Genomic DNA, 18,449 nt, shown 5'->3' on the forward strand with positions numbered 1-18,449 from the left:
ATCTGCAGCCGCTTTCGACTGCCCTGATTTCTTTGTCATGCTTAACTCCTAATTGTTAAGATGAACCAGAAATCCTCCATTATTCAAATGCTCAGGTATGTCCCAAAGGTGCTGACGTTAGACAGATACGGAATCTCATGTAGCTACCTTAAATTACGATGATTTGCTTTCCGAAAGCCTTCGAAGCTCGGGGCTTCTTGACGGCATAGATCCAGTCCTTTTTGACGGATTCGTTGAGTCAAAGTTTGATCGAAAAAATTTGTTTAGGAAGAAAAATTTTGGCGGCTGGTATCTTCATTTACACGGAAGCCCTTTGTTTGTCGGTAAATCTGGAGCGGTGCCTAAAAAATTCTTGAATCTACTATTAAGAGGCGCTCTTTACCTCAACAATGTGGAAGACATATTGTACTAAGCCACTTCACGCAAAAACCCAAGATTATCGCCTCCTCCGAAGTGTTGAGCATTTATTGGGAGTTTCTCCAGATGGCCATTGAGGAGAGTGGCGAGATTGTCCTTTTCGGGTACTCTGGGAACGATACTCACTTAAACCGGATTATTTCGCAACAACGCTCAGATAAAAACCTTAAAGTAGTCGATTGGCTGGGTTCTGGCAGCTACAAACTTAGAAATAAATTTTGGTCCGAACAGTTAGCCGGGGACGTTGAACTACACCTATTGGAGGATGTTCTTACATTTTCTGAATGGTAAATTCAATTAAGTGCTGGGTCGTATCAATGATCGAGACGAAAGAAACCACTTTCCATCCTCAGCTTGCAAAAAAACATTGAAACAATTAGAATACTCGGAAAAAAGATGCTCTTATTTCACGCTTTTTTCCGAGTTGATGAAAGCACCCAAAACCCCAAAACGAAATATTATGGGTGTTTCGCGAAAACTTATGGGTATCGCGAAACATTATGGGCAATCCTACACAAATTTAAAAATCTAGGTTTTCCACTGACAATGCGTTTTGTTGGATGAACTCGCGGCGTGGCTCCACCACATCACCCATCAATTTTGTAAACAGATCATCCGCGTCCGCCAAATCTGCGACCTTAACCTGCAGCAATGTGCGTGCCTCTGGGTCAAGCGTGGTTTCCCACAATTGATCAGGGTTCATTTCCCCCAATCCTTTGTAGCGTTGCAGGCTCAGACCTTTTTCACCTTCTTCCAGAATGATCCGTAACAGACCAAGCGGGCCGTGAATATCAACAGATTTATCTTTGCGATTCAGTTTTGCACGACCGCCGTAGATTTCTTGCAATGCTTGCGTCATGCCACCCATGCGGCGCGTCTCTCCTGATCGTATGCATTTGCCATCTAATGTATGGCTTTCTTCGACACCGCGCAAAATGCGGCTTAGGCGGATACCGTGATCTTGGGTTTGGCGCCCTGCCCAACCCTTTTCATATTCAAGGCTGACTTTGTCCAAACGTGCGGCAACGCCATCGGCGACACCTTGGATATCCGCATCAATACGTCCTTCGACAAAGGCACCTGAAATCGCGGCTTGTTCCAAAATTTCGCGATCGTAATGGGTTGGATATGCGTTCAAAACAAATTGCGCATTTCGTGCCTCATCCACAACACGCGCCAGATCGGCACCCGTGATGACACTCCCATCTTCGAGCATCAAAGACGCACCATCGATCCCTTGTTCAATCAAGAAATCATCAAGCGCGGTTTGATCTTTGAGGTACACTTCTGATTTGCCACGCGCCACTTTGTAGAGCGGCGGTTGCGCGATATAAAGATAGCCACCGTCAATCAATTCAGGCATCTGGCGGAAAAAGAACGTGAGCAACAACGTTCGAATATGCGCACCGTCAACATCCGCATCCGTCATAATGACGATCTTATGATAGCGCAGCTTTGAAATATCAAATTCATCGCGCCCGATGCCCGTACCCATCGCCGTGATCAGGTTGGTGATTTGTTCAGACGACAGCATTTTATCAAAACGCGCACGTTCAATATTTAGGATTTTACCACGCAGCGGCAGTACCGCTTGGTTTTCACGCGAACGCCCCTGTTTCGCCGAACCACCAGCGGAGTCACCCTCCACTATGAACAGTTCAGATTTGGCCGGATCGCGTTCCTGACAATCTGCCAGCTTACCTGGCAATGATGTACCACCAAACGCAGTTTTGCGCCGCGTTAGATCACGCGCCTTGCGCGCTGCTTCGCGGGCCAATGCTGCCTCGATAATTTTGGAAACGATTTCTTTGGCGTTGGCTGGATTTTCTTCAAACCATTCAGACAGCTTTTCATTCATCAGGCTCTCAACCACTGGTCGTACTTCTGATGACACCAATTTGTCTTTGGTTTGCGAGCTGAATTTTGGATCGGGAACTTTGACCGACAAAACACATGTCAAACCTTCGCGTGCATCATCACCAGTAAAGGAAACCTTTTCCTTTTTGGCTATACCAGATGACGCGGCATAGTTATTGATCGTACGCGTTAACGCACCGCGGAATCCCGCGATATGTGTGCCGCCATCACGTTGTGGGATGTTATTGGTAAATGGCAAAACATTTTCATGATAACTGTCATTCCACCACATCGCGACCTCGACCGTGATGTCGTCTTTTTCACCAACCACATAAATTGGGTCTTCGATAACCGCGGATTTTGAACGATCAAGGAACCGTACGAATTCCTTGACGCCGCCCTCATAATACAATTCGGTTTCCAAGGATTCACTGGGGCGTTCGTCACGCAAAATAATGCGCACACCAGAATTCAAAAACGCCAATTCACGCAGACGGTTTTCCAAGATTTTGAATGAATATTCGCGGTTGGAAAATGTTTGGGTAGAGGCCATGAAACGTACCTCGGTTCCCGTTTCGCCATGTGCGTCACCGATAACCTCTAGGTGTTTCACCGTATCGCCATGTTCGAAACGAGCGATATGAACCTTGTCATCACGCCAAATTTTCAATTCCAACCAGTCAGACAGCGCGTTCACAACAGAAACACCAACGCCGTGCAAACCACCAGATACCTTGTATGAATTGCTGTCGAACTTACCACCGGCGTGAAGTTGAGTCATAATAACTTCAGCGGCGGAAACACCTTCTTCTTCGTGAATACCCACGGGAATACCGCGCCCGTTATCACGCACCGAAATGCTTTCGTCTTCGTGAATTGTGACAGAAACAAAATCCGCATGTTTAGCCAAGGCTTCGTCGATACCGTTGTCAACGACCTCGTAAACCATATGGTGCAAACCAGACCCATCATCGGTATCACCGATATACATACCAGGGCGTTTACGAACAGCCTCTAAGCCCTTGAGAACTTTGATAGAATTCGCGCCATATTCTTCTGGATTCGTCTGCTCTTCGGACATTTGTTTTTCCCGTCTCTATTTGCGCAAAATATAGCAGTTTTGAACAGGCTTGTCACGCGAATGACACAAGATTTTGCGTTAGGTCAGTGCGATCACAACGCCCACCAAAATCAATGCTATTCCCGCCCCAATATTGGTGCGGCGCACCGCATCTGGTGACGCCAAAAATTGACGCATTCTCCCCACAAACATCGCCAACGTCAGGTTGCCCAACAGTGGGACAATGAACGATGCCACGCAAATCGCCGCCATATCCCATTTGGTTATTTGTTTGAAATCGAAAAAGCTCGGCAATAATGTCATGTAAAACAACATTGCCTTTGGGTTTGCGATCACGGCGGCAAACCCTGCCAAAAAACCGGCCCACATGCCAGGCGACGTTAACCGCATATCAGCGCTTAGCACCTTGCTTGGCCAACGCACCAACGCCGCACCCATAGCGCATAATAAAACAGCCGCGAAATACCGCAACACGATCATCGCATCCGCATAAATTGAAACCAGATATGCCACCCCAAACAACGCCAGTACCGGCCAGAGCACATCACCAAGTGCGACGCCAAACGCCAGCGGCACCGCCGATTTTGTGCCACCCGATACGGCGCGCGCAATCACGGCGACCCATACGGGGCCAGGCGTGATAAACAGAATAAAGAGCGCACCAGCATAAAGCGCGAGCTGCGCTAATGAAATACTCATGGATCGCCTGTCACCAGTCCGTTTTCATCCAATGTCCAAAACGGATTATGCGCCACTTCCCACAAATGCCCATCGGGATCTGCGTAATTACCGGAATAACCACCCCAGAAAACCTCAGTTGGTTCGGTGACGATAATTGCGCCCGCCTCTACCGCGCGTGCGTATGCGGCGTCGACCTCTTCGCGCGAAGTATAATTCGTTGCTAATGAAATGCCCCCCGTTGATCGTCCATGCACAGGCATACACAAATCCTTGGTCAACGCGTCGCGCGAATACAGTGAAAAAAACTGTCCGCCCAATTTATAAAAGGCAATTTGATCATTGCCACCTTCGGCTTCTTCAAAGCCAAGCTTTTTATAAAACTTGCGCGATTTTTTCAAATTCTTTACGGCCAGCGTCACCATCGATATCCGTTGCGGTGTCATTGTTTTGGCCTTTCTCTAGGGCATTGGGTGGATGGCGCTGGTTGCGCCGTCATCTACCATCAGATATTTCGCCCTATTTCCCAAAGAGTCAAACAATTCCGCACCTGTGCCCGTCATCCATGCCTGTGCACCCAATGCGCAAATCTCGTCATAGAGTGCTGCGCGCCGATCTGCATCTAAATGTGCGCCGACCTCATCAAGCAATATGATCGGGGCCGCTCCGAAATCTTGTGCCAACGCACGCGCGTTGGACAATATCAAACTGACTAACAATGCCTTTTGTTCACCCGTGGAACACTGTGCGGCGGGCACGTCTTTGGCAGCGTAAATCGCGTTCAGATCATCGCGATGAGGTCCGACCAATGTGCGCCCCGCCTGCATATCCCGCCTGCGCCCATCCGCAAATGCATCGCGCAAATCATTCGCGGTTTCGAATATCTGCGCATTATCGCCATTCACAAGTGTAAGCTTCGCAGCGGGAAAGCCGGTTGTTGCACTATCCTGCGCCACAGAAATTCGCGTGATGGTTTGCAATCGGTTTTGTGCAATTTGCGCACCCGCATCGGCCATTTGCGTTTCAACCGCTCCATACCATGATGGATCCGTGATCCCATCCTTTAACATCCGATTGCGTTCTCGCATGGCGCGTTCGTAGATCAATGTCTGTTCACCGTGTGATGGCTCGAAGCTCATGGCAAGACGATCCAAGAATCGCCGCCGCCCGTCCGCACCCTCGATCCACAGGCGATCCATCACCGGCACCAACCAAACAACGCGCGCCAAACGGCCCAATGCGATTTGTGGTGCTGATTTCCCATCAATCGAAACACTGCGCGATCCCTCGCCCATAAACGATGTTTCCAGTTCGTGCGAATGACCAAGGCTGTCCAAAATCGCGCTAACCTTCCACCCCACAGTTTCAGGCACACGCGCAAGTTCCGCTGTTTTCGCACGGCGCAATCCGCGCCCTGGCGACAACATCGAAATCGCCTCTAGTATATTGGTTTTGCCTGCGCCGTTTGGGCCATAAATGGCAATCGGGCGGCCATCGGTTTCGATGACTGCCCGTTTATGCGATCGAAAATGCGAAAGCGTAAGTTGACGAACCGCAAGATGCGCCAAGTGTTAGACCCGCATCGGCATCACAACATAGACTGCGCTTTCGTCATTGCCTTCGCGCATCAAGGTTGGATCACCGCTGGAATTAAACATAAACACCGCGTTTTCGCGATCAACTTGGCCTGCGATCTCCAACAGGTATTTCGCGTTGAACCCGATTTCCAAACGCTCATCTCCGTATGCCACCACGACTTCTTCTTCTGCGGCACCACTGTCAGGTGCGTTTACGGACAGTATCAACCGATCTTCTTCCATGGTCAATTTAACCGCGCGTGATCGTTCAGATGAAACCGTTGATACACGATCCACGGCCTGTGCAAATTCTGCGGCATCCACTTCCATGCGGCGCGTGTTGCCTTGGGGGATGACGCGTGTGTAATCAGGGAACGATCCATCGATGACCTTGGATGTCAGTGTGATTTCAGGTGTTGCAAAGCGAATTTTTGTTTCAGACACTGATACGGCAATTTCCATATCGTCGTCTTCCAACAATTTGCGCATCTCACCAACGGTTTTGCGCGGCACAATCACACCTGGCAAATCGGCGGCACCATCTGGCAATGGCGCATCGATACGCGCCAAACGGTGGCCATCGGTGGCAACGCAACGCAATACTTTGCCACTATCACCATCGGATGCGTGCATATAAACACCGTTTAAATAGTAACGTGTTTCTTCCGTTGAAATTGCAAATTTTGATTTATCAAACAGGCGGCGTAACACCGCAGCAGGTGCCGCAAAATTACACGCATATTCAGATGTTGCCATCACGGGGAAATCTTCGCGGGGCAATGTCGCCAGCGAAAAGTTTGATCGACCAGCAATCACATCCAAACGTCCAGATGTGCCATCGTCCGATAATTCCACCATCGCACCGTCTGGCAATTTGCGCACAATTTCGTGCAACGTATGCGCACCAACCGTTGTCGCACCAGCGCGTTCAACCATGCCAGAAACCTTGTCTACCACTTCGATATCCAGATCAGTTGCGCGAAATGAAATATCGTTGCCTTCAGCTTCGATCAGAACATTTGCCAAAATTGGAATGGTGTTGCGGCGTTCCACAACAGATTGTGCCTGTGACATGGCTTTCAGCAATGCGCTGCGTTCGATGCTGACTTTCATGAAAAAATCTCCTGTTTGCGTGGCTGTTTAACCTGTCGCAATTCCCCGTTTGTTGCAAGTGTATTTGCATATTTTTGCGCGTGTTGCAAAGGTATCATGCAAAAGAAAACAGCGCCACAATATGCAGCGCCGTTATGAATTCGAAATTTGATGAAATTTAGGCCTCTAGCATACGGCGTAACAGTTCCAAATCTTCGGCGATTTGGTTGTCAACTGAACGCAATTCTTCGATTTTTTTCACTGCATGAATAACAGTGGTATGATCGCGGCCACCAAATCGGCGCCCAATTTCAGGCAGGCTCTTGCTGGTCAGCTTTTTCGCTAGATACATCGCCATTTGACGCGGGCGCGCAACCGAACGCGCACGGCGTGGTGACAGCATATCTGTCATACGGATATTGTAGTGATCCGTAACCTTGCGGATGATTTCATCTACCGTAACTTTTTTATCGGATGCGCGCAGAATATCCGCCAAACATTCCGTTGCCATATCCAATGTGACCTGCCGCCCGACCAAAGAGCCAAACGCGAACAAACGGATTAATGCGCCTTCCAGCACGCGCACATTAGATGAAACACGATGAGCCACAAATTCCAATACACCATCGGCGATTTCAACATTTGGGTTTAACAACATCTGTTGTTCCGCCTTTGATTGCAAAATACCCAAGCGCAATTCGTAATCTGTTGGATGCAGATCAACACACAACCCCCATTGAAGTCGCGATTTAATACGCTCTTCCAGACCTTCGATTTCGCCAGGGGCGCGATCGGCGGACAGGATGATTTGTTTGTTCTGATCAATCAATGCATTGAACGTGTGGAAAAATTCATCCTGTGTGGAATCTTTGCCGGCAATGAATTGCACATCATCAACCATCAATACATCAACCGAACGAAACATTTCTTTGAAACTGATTGTGTCTTTGAATCGCAATGCTTGAACAAATTTATACATGAACTGTTCAGCGGACAGATATAAAACCTTGGCTTGTGGGTTACGTTCCTGAATTTCCCACGCGATGGCATGCATCAAATGGGTTTTACCCAATCCAACCCCACCATACAAAAACAGCGGGTTAAAGCTTACGGGGCCACCTTCGGCGACGCGCCGCGCAGCCGCATGTGCCAATTCGTTTGGCTTGCCCACCACAAACGTATCGAACGTGCAGCGCGAATCTAACTTTGCACCTGGTAAGCCTGTTTTATTACGGCTAACCGCTGGTACGGGTGTTTTTGTGACAACTGGTGTTGCCACGTTCTCTGCAACGGTGCGATTGATCATGCCAGTTTTAAACTCCAACCGTTCAACACTCACACCTTCGCCGACAAACAATGCAACAATGCGATCGCCGTAGTTGCGCGCAACCCAATTGCCGATAAATGCCGTTGGCGCTTGCAACACCGCGACGCGTGCGTCAGTTGACACAAGCGTAAGCGGCTTAATCCAATTCGTATAAGCGTCCTGTCCAAACTCTTGGTTGAGCTTGGATTGGATCGTTCCCCAAATGTCAGTTCCCATATTACCCCAAATTTCTGTCAGACCTTAGGATTGGCGCCAGTCCAACCCCCGTGCTTTCCAGCCGTTCATATTTCCACGATGCCCATCAGAATCAAGATCACCCTCGAATCCTTCAGCCACATTGATGCATTGTGTTGCCTGCCCTTGTGTTGCGAAAATTTCGCTCATCAGATTAGCAGCCGCCATTGAACGGGCACCTGATCGACACAAGAAATATATCTTGGACGGCGCAGCGCCATCCAGTTTTTCCAGCAACTCTGATGCGAACGCCTCATTGGTGTTCATCATCGGATACTCTTTCCATTCAATAAGGAATGGTTGGCGATTCAATTGGGACAAATCAGGAATGCCAACAAAGCCCCATTCGGCACGTGTACGCACGTCAACCAATACGGCAGTGTTGTCTTTTTGAAGTCCATTCCATGTTTCTGCTGGGTCAACATTTTCAATATTTGTCATTTTTTAAATGTTCCCTCGCTAAGCTTGAAATTGAATCACTCAGCGAAACTAGCCCTGATACAATTCGCATTTCAACGACTCTTATCTGTTGACAGCGCAAAGAATCGGAACTGTGCCAAAAAGGCATAATTAATTGAAATTTAACAATTTTTTAAATTTCCACGGCTTACGCAGCGACACCCGATGAGGGGCCACTTTCACATGTAAAATTTTCATAGAGGTCATATTAACAGGCGGTAAATATGACGAGTACCGCAACATAAACCGCCGATACGGATTCGGGCAACGGGTCCAAAAACAGAACATTCACAAAACTGTCATAAAAAAACGAGACCCAAAGGTCTCGTTTCAAATTCTGTAGTGCATAACAACTGCGCGAGCAGTTGTGTTTGGTTGCTTACGCTCCCAAACCTTTTACACGTGCAGTCAAACGCGACATTTTACGCGATGCTGTGTTTTTGTGCATTACACCCTTGGTCACGCCACGCATGATTTCTGGTTGTGCTGCTTTCAAAGCTTCTTGTGCAACCTTTTGGTCACCACCTGTGATCGCTTCTTCTACTTTACGCAAGAAAGTACGAATACGCGAACGGCGTGCTTTGTTTACTTCGGTGCGACGCTCTGCTTGGCGTGCGCGTTTTTTTGATTGTGCCGTGTTGGCCATGTGAATTTCCTGATCTTGTCGGATTACGAAAGATGAAGCGGCCTTCTAGGCGCGAAAAGAAACAGAGTCAACTCTCCAATGACTCTTTTTTATGCTCTGCCCTAACGTTGGCAAGACGGACAATAAAAACTTGATCGCCCAGACTGTACAATACGTTTTATATTATGACCGCAGCCATCGTTTCGGCATCGCTCACCCTCGCGCCCGTAAACCGCAAATGAATGTTGAAAATAACCAAGTTCACCATTGGTTTGGCGGTGATCTTGCAAGCTGGAGCCACCCGCGGCAATCGCCTCTGTTAAAACATCACGAATCGCGGGCACCAAACTTGCCACACGTTTCTTTGACAGCGTCCCCGCTTTGCGTGTGGGCGCAATGCCCGTGCGCCACAATGTTTCACACACATATATATTGCCAAGCCCTGCAACAATATTTTGATCCAACAATGCGGTTTTGATCGGTGTGTTTTTGGATTTCAACCGCGCCGCCAGATAATCACCGTCAAAATGATTCCCCAATGGTTCGGGGCCAATGCTGGCCAACAGTTTGTGATTCTCGGCGGTTTTTGTATCCAACAAATCCATCGCACCAAATCGGCGCGCGTCATTAAATGTAATGCGCGTACCATCATCCATATCCAAAACCACATGATCATGTTTAGCAGGGGTTGGATGTAGGTGATGAAAATCACCCAATATATCACCCGCCGCACCATCCAGTGGTGCAATCGTCATCCGCCCTGACATGCCCAGATGGATCAACAAAGTTTCACCGCTGTCCAAATCACACAGGATATATTTCGAACGACGGCGCAATCGTTCCACACGTTTTCCCGTTAAACGCACGGCCATGTTTTCAGGAAATGCCCAACGCAAATTCGGGCGGCGAATGTCGGCGCGCGCAATCACACGCCCTACCATCGTGGGTTCCAACCCACGGCGCACGGTTTCGACTTCTGGTAATTCGGGCACTGTTTTTCCTTGGGCTGAGGTGACGCATGTTTATCTTATGAAACGCATTATATAAAGACGACACAGACGATAAGAGAAAGTTCATTATGACAGCCTCAAAAAACACAACGCATTTTGGTTTTAAAACCGTGGATGAATCGGAAAAGGCGGGCATGGTGCATGGCGTGTTTTCAAATGTTGCATCCAAATATGATGTGATGAACGATGCAATGTCACTGGGTATTCATCGTTTGTGGAAAAATGCGATGATGGATTGGCTTGCCCCACGTAATGGGCAAAAACTCTTGGATGTTGCAGGTGGTACGGGCGATATTTCGTTTCGGTTCCTAAAACGTGCGCCAAACGCACATGCCACCGTGTTTGATATGACCCAAAGTATGTTGGATGCTGGCCGCACCCGTGCCGAGGCCGCCGATATGGCCAATCATTTGGATTGGGTATGCGGTGATGCGATGGATCTCCCGTTTGATGACAATACTTTTGACGTTTACACAATCAGCTTTGGCATTCGAAACGTCACCCGTCCACAAGAAGCGATTAACGAGGCTTATCGTGTTCTCAAACCAGGTGGTCGGTTGATGGTGCTGGAATTTAGCCAAATTCCAAATCCTGCGATGCAATGGGCCTATGATCGTTATTCGTTCAACATCATTCCACCGATGGGTAAAATCATCGCCAATGATGCGGACAGCTATCAATATCTGGTTGAAAGCATTCGTCAATTCCCCGACCAAGATACATTTTTGCAAATGATCCGCGATGGCGGTTTTGAAAACGCGAAATATCGCAACCTGTCGCTTGGCATTGCCTGTTTGCATTCGGGGTGGAAAATTTAGATGCGCGGCCCTCATAATATTTGGCGTCTAATCCGCACGGGTGCCACGTTTGAACGTACCGGTGCGATGAAAATCGTTTTGGAAAAACTGGATGTGCCGCCAAGCGTTCGCATTGCTGCACGTGTTCTGGGCTGGCCTTTTAAACCGCTGGGGCTGCGCGGGGATTTAAGCCAACCACCAATGTTGCGCGCCATCACGGCACTTGGCCCTGCCTACATAAAATTTGGGCAATTGATGTCCACGCGCCCTGATGTGGTGGGTGTTGAAATGGCCGACGAGCTGAAAGTGTTACAAGACAGCTTACCACCCTTTGCCCAATCGGCGGCCATTGCCGAAATCGAACATGAACTTGGCGCAAAACTGGATGATATTTACACCAACTTTTCCGAACCAATTGCCGCGGCTTCCATTGCCCAAGTGCATGACGCCGTTTTGGCATCCAATGGTCAGCGCGTCGCGGTCAAGGTGTTGCGCCCAGATGTGGAACGCGCATTTCGCCGCGATATTGATGCGTTTTATTTTGGCGCTGGCATGGTTGAATTGCTCTCCCCTGCTTCGCGCCGCCTACGCCCCAAGGCCGTGATCGAACATTTTGATTCCGTGGTCGAAGGTGAACTTGATTTGCGCATGGAGGCATCGGCCGCCGCCGAATTCGCCGCCAATACCGAAAAAGACGATGGGTTTTATGTTCCAACCGTAAAATGGGAAGAATCCGGGCGCACTGTCATGACGCTTGATTGGGCAAATGGGATTTCCGTTGGCAATTTACCCGCAATGCAAGCATCTGGCGTCGATTTAAAAGAGTTCGGCGCACGCATCATTCAAATGTTTTTGCGCCATGCGCTGCGTGATGGGTTTTTTCATGCCGACATGCATCAGGGCAATTTAAAACTAGCGCCCAATGGCGATTTGATCGCGCTTGATTTTGGCATCATGGGGCGCATCGATGAATACACTCGTCGCGTTTACGCGGAAATTCTCATGGGTTTTATTCGTAAGGATTATAAACGCGTTGCCGAGGTGCATTTTGAGGCAGGGTATGTTCCCGCCGACCAAGACGTTGATGCATTCGCACAGGCATTGCGTTCCGTAGGCGAACCGATTTTTGGCCAAGGTGCAGAACAAATTTCAATGGCAAAACTGTTGTCCCACCTGTTTGATGTGACCGAACGGTTTGGCATGGAAACGCGCACCGAATTAATTTTGCTTCAACGCACGATGGTTGTGGTTGAAGGTGTCGCACGATCATTGGATTCCGACCTTAATATCTGGACCGTCGCCCGCCCCGAGGTAGAAAATTACATCAAAGAACACCTTGGCCCACGCGCCATGGCAAAAGATTTGGCAAAAACAGCGCGGGTTCTCTCTCGCTTTGGTCCACGCCTGCCAGAAATTGTCGAGGGCATTTTGCAGCGAAATACACAGCCCGAACCAAAACCAGCAAAGCAAAGCAAGCGATCACAACTGTTATTATTCGCCGCGGGCGGGGCAACCGCCGTTATTTTCGCGTGGGTGTTACACCAATTCTAGCGCATCCAATTCCGCCTGCGCCGCATCGCCATAACCCGCATCACCATTTTGCGCACGCCACGCACAATATGCCGCCATACGCCAATGATACAGGGGGGCGAGCCGTTTATATCTGTCCACCTGCGCCGCATCAAACCCCGCCAAAAACGCCAACTGTTCATCAGCGCCCAGCGCAGATGAACCATAAATATGGTGCATGGCGGGTGACAAAAACATTGCCATATCCACAATTGGATCACCGATTGCGGGGCATTGCCAATCAATCAGACATAAACCTTTTTCTCCTTCGATCAGATTAGCCGTAACAACATCCGTATGAATGAACCGTGCAGGAACCTCTTCCACGGATGCGATGCATGGTTGTTGGGCCAACAACCCGCTTGCAGTGGCTTTGTCCAACCGTTCCAAAATTCCGTTGGTCTGGGCAATAATTGTGTCCACACCGCCCGCGATATGGCGCAATATATTGGGTGGATTCACGCTATGAACCCGCCCCAATAATTCCGCTACACATCGCGCGTTGCGCTGCCAAATTTCGCCTTTGACATAAAAATACAACAACACCTGCCCAAGCGGCGTTTCAACAAATGCGTGTGGGCTCGGCGCGACACCAAGTCCATCAAGATGCTGTAAACACGCAAATTCTGCCGCTGGCGTATTCGCAAACAATGGATTGTCTTGACCGTGGTTATATAGTTTACAGACTAATTCACAACTCGCCCCACGCAGATGCCAAACATGGTTAGTACGCCCACCCGTTTGGATCTGCCATTTCATACCCGCGTCAATGACACCCTGTTGGGTTAAAAAATCATCCAAAATTTCAACAGCATTTTCCATCCCTCGCTTGTAAAAGCGATACGCACCAACGACAAGCGGGTTGCAAATTTGTTTTTGATGTGGCTTTTGCAGTGCATGGCCCCGTGGCTCAACTGGATAGAGCAGCCCCCTCCTAAGGGGCAGGTTGCAGGTTCGAATCCTGCCGGGGTCACCAGAATTTCCAATTCCAAATTACATTCTAAGCAGATTATCGCGCTGCAACGCTTAACCAAGTAAATTTATCAAGTAATAATATTGACTATTCCGATAAATTTAGTCAGATAATGAAACCATCAACAACACAGATCGATAGGTGGGAAAATCTTATGAGCGAACACGCGCAAAATTTGCAGTTAAAAGAAATACCGCTCGATCAAAGCAATGTCCCGACCTATGACGTTGACCAAGTGCTGGGCGATCTGAACACGGCACATCTTGTGCTTGATGGTCAGGTATATACGTTGCGCAAAACGCGGCAAAACAAGCTCATCTTAACCAAGTAGGCTATTAATAATGCCAAAGGTACCTTCGCCCTGTGTCGATGTTTGTAAATACAAACGCCAAGGACACTGTATTGCTTGTTCAATGACCAAAGCGCAAAAATCGCTGCTTAAAAATCTTAAAAAGCCCAAACACCAAATTGCGTTTATTGAAATGTTGGTTGTGCAGCAAACCCAATTGGGGCAATTCTCTCACTGGCGCGAAGCCTATGATAAGAAGTGCCGCAAAAAGGGTTCGCCAAATCCGCTAGCCTAGGTGTGAACGCAAAAACCAGGCGAATTTTTCATGTGTTTGACCACGTGCGATACACAAATCTTCTGTGAGCGTGTCACCTGCTTCGGCTGCGATTTGCCCCGCACCACCGATGGTTGCGGCCAAGGTTTCTTGGGCATCCAACATCATTTTGATCATTTCAACATCTGATGCTTTGCCCGACTGTTCGCTCACTTTGGATCGTTCGATCATGCCGGCAAGTGTTCCTTCGGCATATTCACCAAGCGCACGAATGCGTTCTGCCAAATCGTCTTGGGCGACAAAGTGATCTTCGTACATTTTTTGAAACAGATCATGCAATGGACCAAAGGCCATGCCTTTGACGTTCCAATGGAAATTCTGTGCTAACATTGTTGTCACACAAGTTTCAGCGACGCATTGATTAAGCGCCTCTGCGATTGCTTGTTTCGCTGATGAATTCAGTGCTGTTGCTGTTTGTGCCATTCTGATTATCCCAAATTTTTGTGAAAATAGGTGGCTGGCGTTTGGCTGGCTTCCTTCTGGCAACCATACCAAAGCAAAATCAAATGTCCAATGTTTTTAGAATGATTCTAAACTTGAGTTAAACACTCGGACACTTTTTCTATCAAAAACGCCATAGAACGCTGATAAGGTTGCGCCACGCGACGCGCGATCAAAAACCGTACCGATCCGTAATCCTTGTCCCTCAAACCACAAACACAACGCAGCAACCAAGATTCATCAAATGACAATTCTTCTGAACTTGGTGACAAAAACACAGGCGTTTTATTCAACCCTTGATACATGGTGCGCAGCAATGCTTCGATCACGATATCATGGTTTTGCCCATCTACATTCATGACCAATCGACATGCCTCAAACATATCAAGCCGCGCAGAGCTACGACAGCGCATTGCGGTTAACCGCAGCTTGTTAAGGAACGCGAGTTCATCGCCCGCAAAACCATGTTCAACGATTTCGCGTGCAACGGGTTGTTCGTATTTCAACAAAGCAGACATTATGGATTCTTACCGATTTCAATAATTCCTGAGTATATTTATCAGATATAAAATACTCAGGCAATAGGCGAAAAAACCACACCCTCGCAAGCCATATCAGGCTGGAACAGGTTCATATCCATTCACAAATGCATATCGCTTTGTTTCTGATTTTGCTCACGTTAAGATGGCATCAAAACAAGGAACCAAGCGGCATGGATATTTTCCTACTACAAGCAACTATTTACCTCGCTGCGGCATGTATCGCGGTGCCACTGGCAAAACGTGCCGGGCTTGGTTCGGTCTTGGGGTATTTGATTGCTGGCGTTTTAATCGGCCCCGTGCTCGGCCTTGTTGGATCGGAAACGCAGGATTTGCAACATTTCGCTGAATTTGGCGTTGTGATGATGTTGTTTGTAGTTGGTCTGGAATTGGAACCACGCGCATTATGGGATATGCGCCACAGATTGATCGGGTTGGGTGGGTTACAAGTGGCGTTAACCACGCTTTCAATTATGGGCGCATGTCTCGCGCTTGGGCAGGTTTGGTCGATCAGCCTTGCCATTGGTTTAACATTTTCATTGTCGTCCACCGCGATTGTTGTGCAAACACTGAATGAAAAATCATTGATGAATGCCAAGGGTGGGCGTTCTGCGTTTTCTGTATTGCTGTCCCAAGATATCGCAGTGATCCCGATGTTGGCATTGGTGCCACTGCTGGCGCTCCCAGATTTGCACAATGCGGGTACACATGGTGGTGATCATGGTGGCGCGCTAAGCCTAACCGATGGTTTGCCCGCATGGGGCGTTACACTTGTCACCATCGGCGCCGTGATTGCGGTGATCTTGATGGGCATCTATTTAACCCGCCCCGTATTTCGGTTCATTGCAAAGGCACATTTGCGCGAAATGTTCACCGCAATTGCATTGCTGTTGGTGGTTGGCATTGCGTTGTTAATGACAACGGTTGGGCTATCTGCAGCGCTTGGTACATTTTTGGCCGGCGTCGTTCTGGCCAATAGTGAATTTCGCCACGAGTTGGAAAGCGATGTTGAACCGTTCAAGGGATTATTGCTCGGCCTGTTTTTTATCACCGTGGGTGCGGGGATTAATTTCACGCTGTTGTTTGGGAATTTCTTTGCCATCATTGGTATGACACTTGGCGTGATGTTGATCAAAGGTGCGGTGTTATATGTGCTCGCCGTTCTGTTCAAAATCAGAGGCCGTGATCGATTGCTATTTGCACTGTCACTGGCACAGGCGGGTGAGTTTGGATTTGTCATGCTATCCACCACGGTGATGAACAATGTCATCCCAACTGAATTGTCACAAACCCTGTCCTTGATCGTCGCGCTCTCGATGTTGTTCACACCGCTGTTGTTTATCCTGTTTGATAAATTGGCCGTACACAAATCAACCAGCCACGCACCAGAACAGGATGAAATTGACGAGCAAGGCACAGTGATTATCGTCGGCATTGGCCGCTTTGGCCAAGTAATCAATCGTATGGCGCTGGCTGCTGGTATTAAAACCGTGGTGATTGACCATCATATTGATCAAATCGATAATATGCGCCGCTTTGGTGTGAAAGGATATTTTGGCGATCCAAGCCGCCCTGAATTAATGCACGCCGCAGGCCTTCCCGAGGCAAAGATTTTGATCGTTGCAGTTGATGATAAAAAGGCCGCAGTCAATTTGGTGAAACACGCGAAAAAGGTAAACCCCAACGTGCATATCATCGCACGGGCATACGATCGAAATCACGTTTATGAATTGTATCAAGCGGGCGCAAATGACATCGTGCGCGAAACATTCGACAGCGCCATTCGTGCTAGCAAATATATGTTGGAACAAATGGACTGGGCGCCGTTTGATATCGATATGGCCGCAGAAAGCTTCGTCAAATCAGATCGTAGCGCATTGGCCGAATTGGCGGAACTGTGGGATCCCAATATTCCACCCGAAAAAAACAAGGCCTATATCGAACGCGCCATTGAAATTAATTCTGATTTTCACACGGGGTTCTTGGCCAATTTGGCGAAATTTGTTGAACCAAAACGCGATGATGAAACGGACCCTAAAGCATCCGAATAACATCTTTGTCGATGGACAGGATGTAACCCTTACGGCTGATGTTTTTGATCAATAACTGACTTACGATTTGGTTGCCCAAATGATCGCGCAACCGTTTGATGCGCGTTGCACCCGATGCCTCGTCGCAATCAATGCTGTTTTTACCGGTGATCATTGCCTCCATATCGGCACCTGTCATCACCTCGTCATCCAGACGCGCTTCGCACAACACAGATAGCGTTTCACATGCCGCCTCGGTCAATTCAAATTCCATATTGTTGATATAAACAACCTGTTCTTCGCGATTGATGATCAGGCTGTTGATCATAATGCCAGAACGTTCAATTTCGGATACGCGTCGCGCCAACCCGTAATTGTTTAGCAAAAAATACAATGCGGCCAGCAATAATGCTGATGCCAAAACCAACAGAACGAAAATGATAAAACGATATCCTTGCAACACATCTGCAAACGCCGTGCCAGATTGCGCCAACACCTCTAACAATTTCACCGATTCCGTGGTGGTCAGCGCATCGTTTTGCACAAATATCTGTTCCACCCGATCATTAAATGCATTCGCATCTGGCAGGCTGATGAATAATATCAGCGATGCGACAAACAATAAACCAATCACGATACCGCTGCCAATCAGCGCAATGCCCTTGGGCGATTTAGTATTTAAGAAAATATTCACCCGCATCCTTTCGCCGTGGGCCAAGCCCTGATTCATCAAATGTGGACATCACACGCAATACCGTCCAACCGTCGCGTGCCACACGATTTTCAATCGTACGTTTCGCAGCATTTGGATTACCGCACAGATTGTCCGACAGTTCAATAACGCCGTAATGAAGACGCAAATCTTCGCCTGCGCGTTTCGCTTTGTAATCGGCATAACAGGCCGCAGATGCTGCCATTGGTGCCATCAGGGCGATGCTTGTTGCGATCGCGATTATAGATGTTTTGTATTTCATACCCAACAGGTGGCGCATTTTGATCCGTTATTCAATAACGCGTGCAAATTTGGGGTGTGATATCCGATAACACGTGACCGTAATTGCCTGACATCCTGCTTTGCCCAACATTTATCACAACAGCGCAATACCCGTTGCGTTGCATT

Annotated in this window: 19 protein-coding genes and 1 tRNA gene; 6 read left to right on the plus strand and 14 right to left on the minus strand. The window is 48.3% G+C overall.

The features are described from left to right. Positions 1–937: 937 nt before the first annotated feature. The 9 genes from gyrB to mutM form a co-directional block, all read right to left on the minus strand. Positions 938–3,355, minus strand: coding sequence for a DNA topoisomerase (ATP-hydrolyzing) subunit B (gene gyrB, locus IE094_RS04830; protein ID WP_189639462.1), 2,418 nt, complete (start codon positions 3,353–3,355; stop codon positions 938–940). 78 nt (positions 3,356–3,433) lie between these two features. Beyond that, positions 3,434–4,054, minus strand: coding sequence for a LysE family translocator (locus IE094_RS04835; protein WP_189639463.1), 621 nt, complete (start codon positions 4,052–4,054; stop codon positions 3,434–3,436). Further along, positions 4,051–4,479 (minus strand): VOC family protein, encoded by a 429-nt coding sequence (locus IE094_RS04840; protein ID WP_189639464.1) that lies wholly within the window; start codon positions 4,477–4,479, stop codon positions 4,051–4,053. Before IE094_RS04840 ends, IE094_RS04835 begins: the two co-directional genes overlap by 4 nt. Positions 4,480–4,494: 15 nt before the next feature. After that, entirely contained in the window at positions 4,495–5,601 is a 1,107-nt protein-coding gene (recF, locus tag IE094_RS04845) for a DNA replication/repair protein RecF (protein WP_189639465.1), read from the minus strand. 3 nt (positions 5,602–5,604) lie between these two features. After that, the gene (gene dnaN, locus IE094_RS04850; RefSeq protein ID WP_189639466.1) at positions 5,605–6,723 is read right to left on the minus strand and encodes a DNA polymerase III subunit beta; all 1,119 of its coding nucleotides are present in this window, start codon (positions 6,721–6,723) and stop codon (positions 5,605–5,607) included. A 157-nt stretch (positions 6,724–6,880) separates the two neighbouring features. Next, complete coding sequence (dnaA, locus tag IE094_RS04855; protein ID WP_189639467.1) at positions 6,881–8,245, minus strand: chromosomal replication initiator protein DnaA; 1,365 nt, start codon at positions 8,243–8,245, stop codon at positions 6,881–6,883. Positions 8,246–8,269: 24 nt separating this feature from the next. Next, positions 8,270–8,704, minus strand: a complete 435-nt coding sequence (locus tag IE094_RS04860; RefSeq protein WP_189639468.1) for a rhodanese-like domain-containing protein — start codon at positions 8,702–8,704, stop codon at positions 8,270–8,272. Positions 8,705–9,101: 397 nt separating this feature from the next. After that, positions 9,102–9,368 (minus strand): 30S ribosomal protein S20, encoded by a 267-nt coding sequence (rpsT, locus tag IE094_RS04865; RefSeq protein ID WP_189639469.1) that lies wholly within the window; start codon positions 9,366–9,368, stop codon positions 9,102–9,104. Between the two features lie 101 nt (positions 9,369–9,469). Continuing rightward, complete coding sequence (gene mutM / locus IE094_RS04870) at positions 9,470–10,339, minus strand: bifunctional DNA-formamidopyrimidine glycosylase/DNA-(apurinic or apyrimidinic site) lyase (RefSeq protein ID WP_189639470.1); 870 nt, start codon at positions 10,337–10,339, stop codon at positions 9,470–9,472. An 86-nt stretch (positions 10,340–10,425) separates the two neighbouring features. On the opposite strand from mutM, the gene ubiE reads away from it, so the two are divergent. Continuing rightward, positions 10,426–11,175: a bifunctional demethylmenaquinone methyltransferase/2-methoxy-6-polyprenyl-1,4-benzoquinol methylase UbiE gene (ubiE, locus tag IE094_RS04875; protein ID WP_189639471.1), complete on the plus strand. Its 750-nt coding sequence runs from the start codon at positions 10,426–10,428 to the stop codon at positions 11,173–11,175. Next, positions 11,176–12,705, plus strand: coding sequence for a 2-polyprenylphenol 6-hydroxylase (gene ubiB / locus IE094_RS04880; RefSeq protein ID WP_189639472.1), 1,530 nt, complete (start codon positions 11,176–11,178; stop codon positions 12,703–12,705). Here the strand turns inward: ubiB and IE094_RS04885 are convergent. Continuing rightward, a complete protein-coding gene (locus tag IE094_RS04885; protein WP_189639473.1) occupies positions 12,691–13,545 on the minus strand; it encodes an aminoglycoside phosphotransferase family protein in 855 nt (284 codons plus the stop codon). The two genes, ubiB and IE094_RS04885, sit on opposite strands and share 15 nt — an antisense overlap. A 77-nt stretch (positions 13,546–13,622) precedes the next feature. On the opposite strand from IE094_RS04885, the gene IE094_RS04890 reads away from it, so the two are divergent. The 3 genes from IE094_RS04890 to IE094_RS04900 all read left to right on the plus strand — a co-directional run bounded on the left by IE094_RS04890 (position 13,623) and on the right by IE094_RS04900 (position 14,280). Continuing rightward, a tRNA-Arg gene (locus IE094_RS04890) sits at positions 13,623–13,699 on the plus strand. Positions 13,700–13,850: 151 nt separating this feature from the next. Beyond that, the gene (gene hemP, locus IE094_RS04895) at positions 13,851–14,027 is read left to right on the plus strand and encodes a hemin uptake protein HemP (protein ID WP_189639474.1); all 177 of its coding nucleotides are present in this window, start codon (positions 13,851–13,853) and stop codon (positions 14,025–14,027) included. 10 nt (positions 14,028–14,037) lie between these two features. Then, positions 14,038–14,280, plus strand: coding sequence for a DUF1289 domain-containing protein (locus IE094_RS04900; protein ID WP_099594394.1), 243 nt, complete (start codon positions 14,038–14,040; stop codon positions 14,278–14,280). Here IE094_RS04900 and IE094_RS04905 read toward each other — a convergent pair. After that, positions 14,272–14,742: a Dps family protein gene (locus tag IE094_RS04905; RefSeq protein ID WP_189639475.1), complete on the minus strand. Its 471-nt coding sequence runs from the start codon at positions 14,740–14,742 to the stop codon at positions 14,272–14,274. The two genes, IE094_RS04900 and IE094_RS04905, sit on opposite strands and share 9 nt — an antisense overlap. A 107-nt stretch (positions 14,743–14,849) precedes the next feature. Continuing rightward, entirely contained in the window at positions 14,850–15,278 is a 429-nt protein-coding gene (locus IE094_RS04910; RefSeq protein ID WP_189639476.1) for a hypothetical protein, read from the minus strand. Between the two features lie 194 nt (positions 15,279–15,472). Here IE094_RS04910 and IE094_RS04915 point away from each other — a divergent pair, with 194 nt between their 5' ends. Further along, positions 15,473–17,350 (plus strand): monovalent cation:proton antiporter-2 (CPA2) family protein, encoded by a 1,878-nt coding sequence (locus IE094_RS04915; protein WP_189639477.1) that lies wholly within the window; start codon positions 15,473–15,475, stop codon positions 17,348–17,350. Here IE094_RS04915 and IE094_RS04920 read toward each other — a convergent pair. Then, positions 17,334–18,023 carry a winged helix-turn-helix domain-containing protein gene (locus IE094_RS04920; RefSeq protein ID WP_373295853.1) on the minus strand — a complete coding sequence of 230 codons (690 nt, stop codon included), beginning with the start codon at positions 18,021–18,023 and terminating at the stop codon, positions 17,334–17,336. The genes IE094_RS04915 and IE094_RS04920 overlap by 17 nt on opposite strands. Continuing rightward, on the minus strand, positions 18,001–18,303 hold the full coding sequence (locus IE094_RS04925; RefSeq protein ID WP_189639803.1) for a hypothetical protein: 303 nt from the start codon (positions 18,301–18,303) through the stop codon (positions 18,001–18,003). The genes IE094_RS04920 and IE094_RS04925 overlap by 23 nt, the downstream gene beginning before the upstream one ends. Positions 18,304–18,449 lie beyond the last annotated feature (146 nt).

The organism is Paramylibacter ulvae, from assembly GCF_014652655.1.
GTDB classification, from domain to species: Bacteria; Pseudomonadota; Alphaproteobacteria; order Rhodobacterales; family Rhodobacteraceae; genus Amylibacter; species Amylibacter ulvae.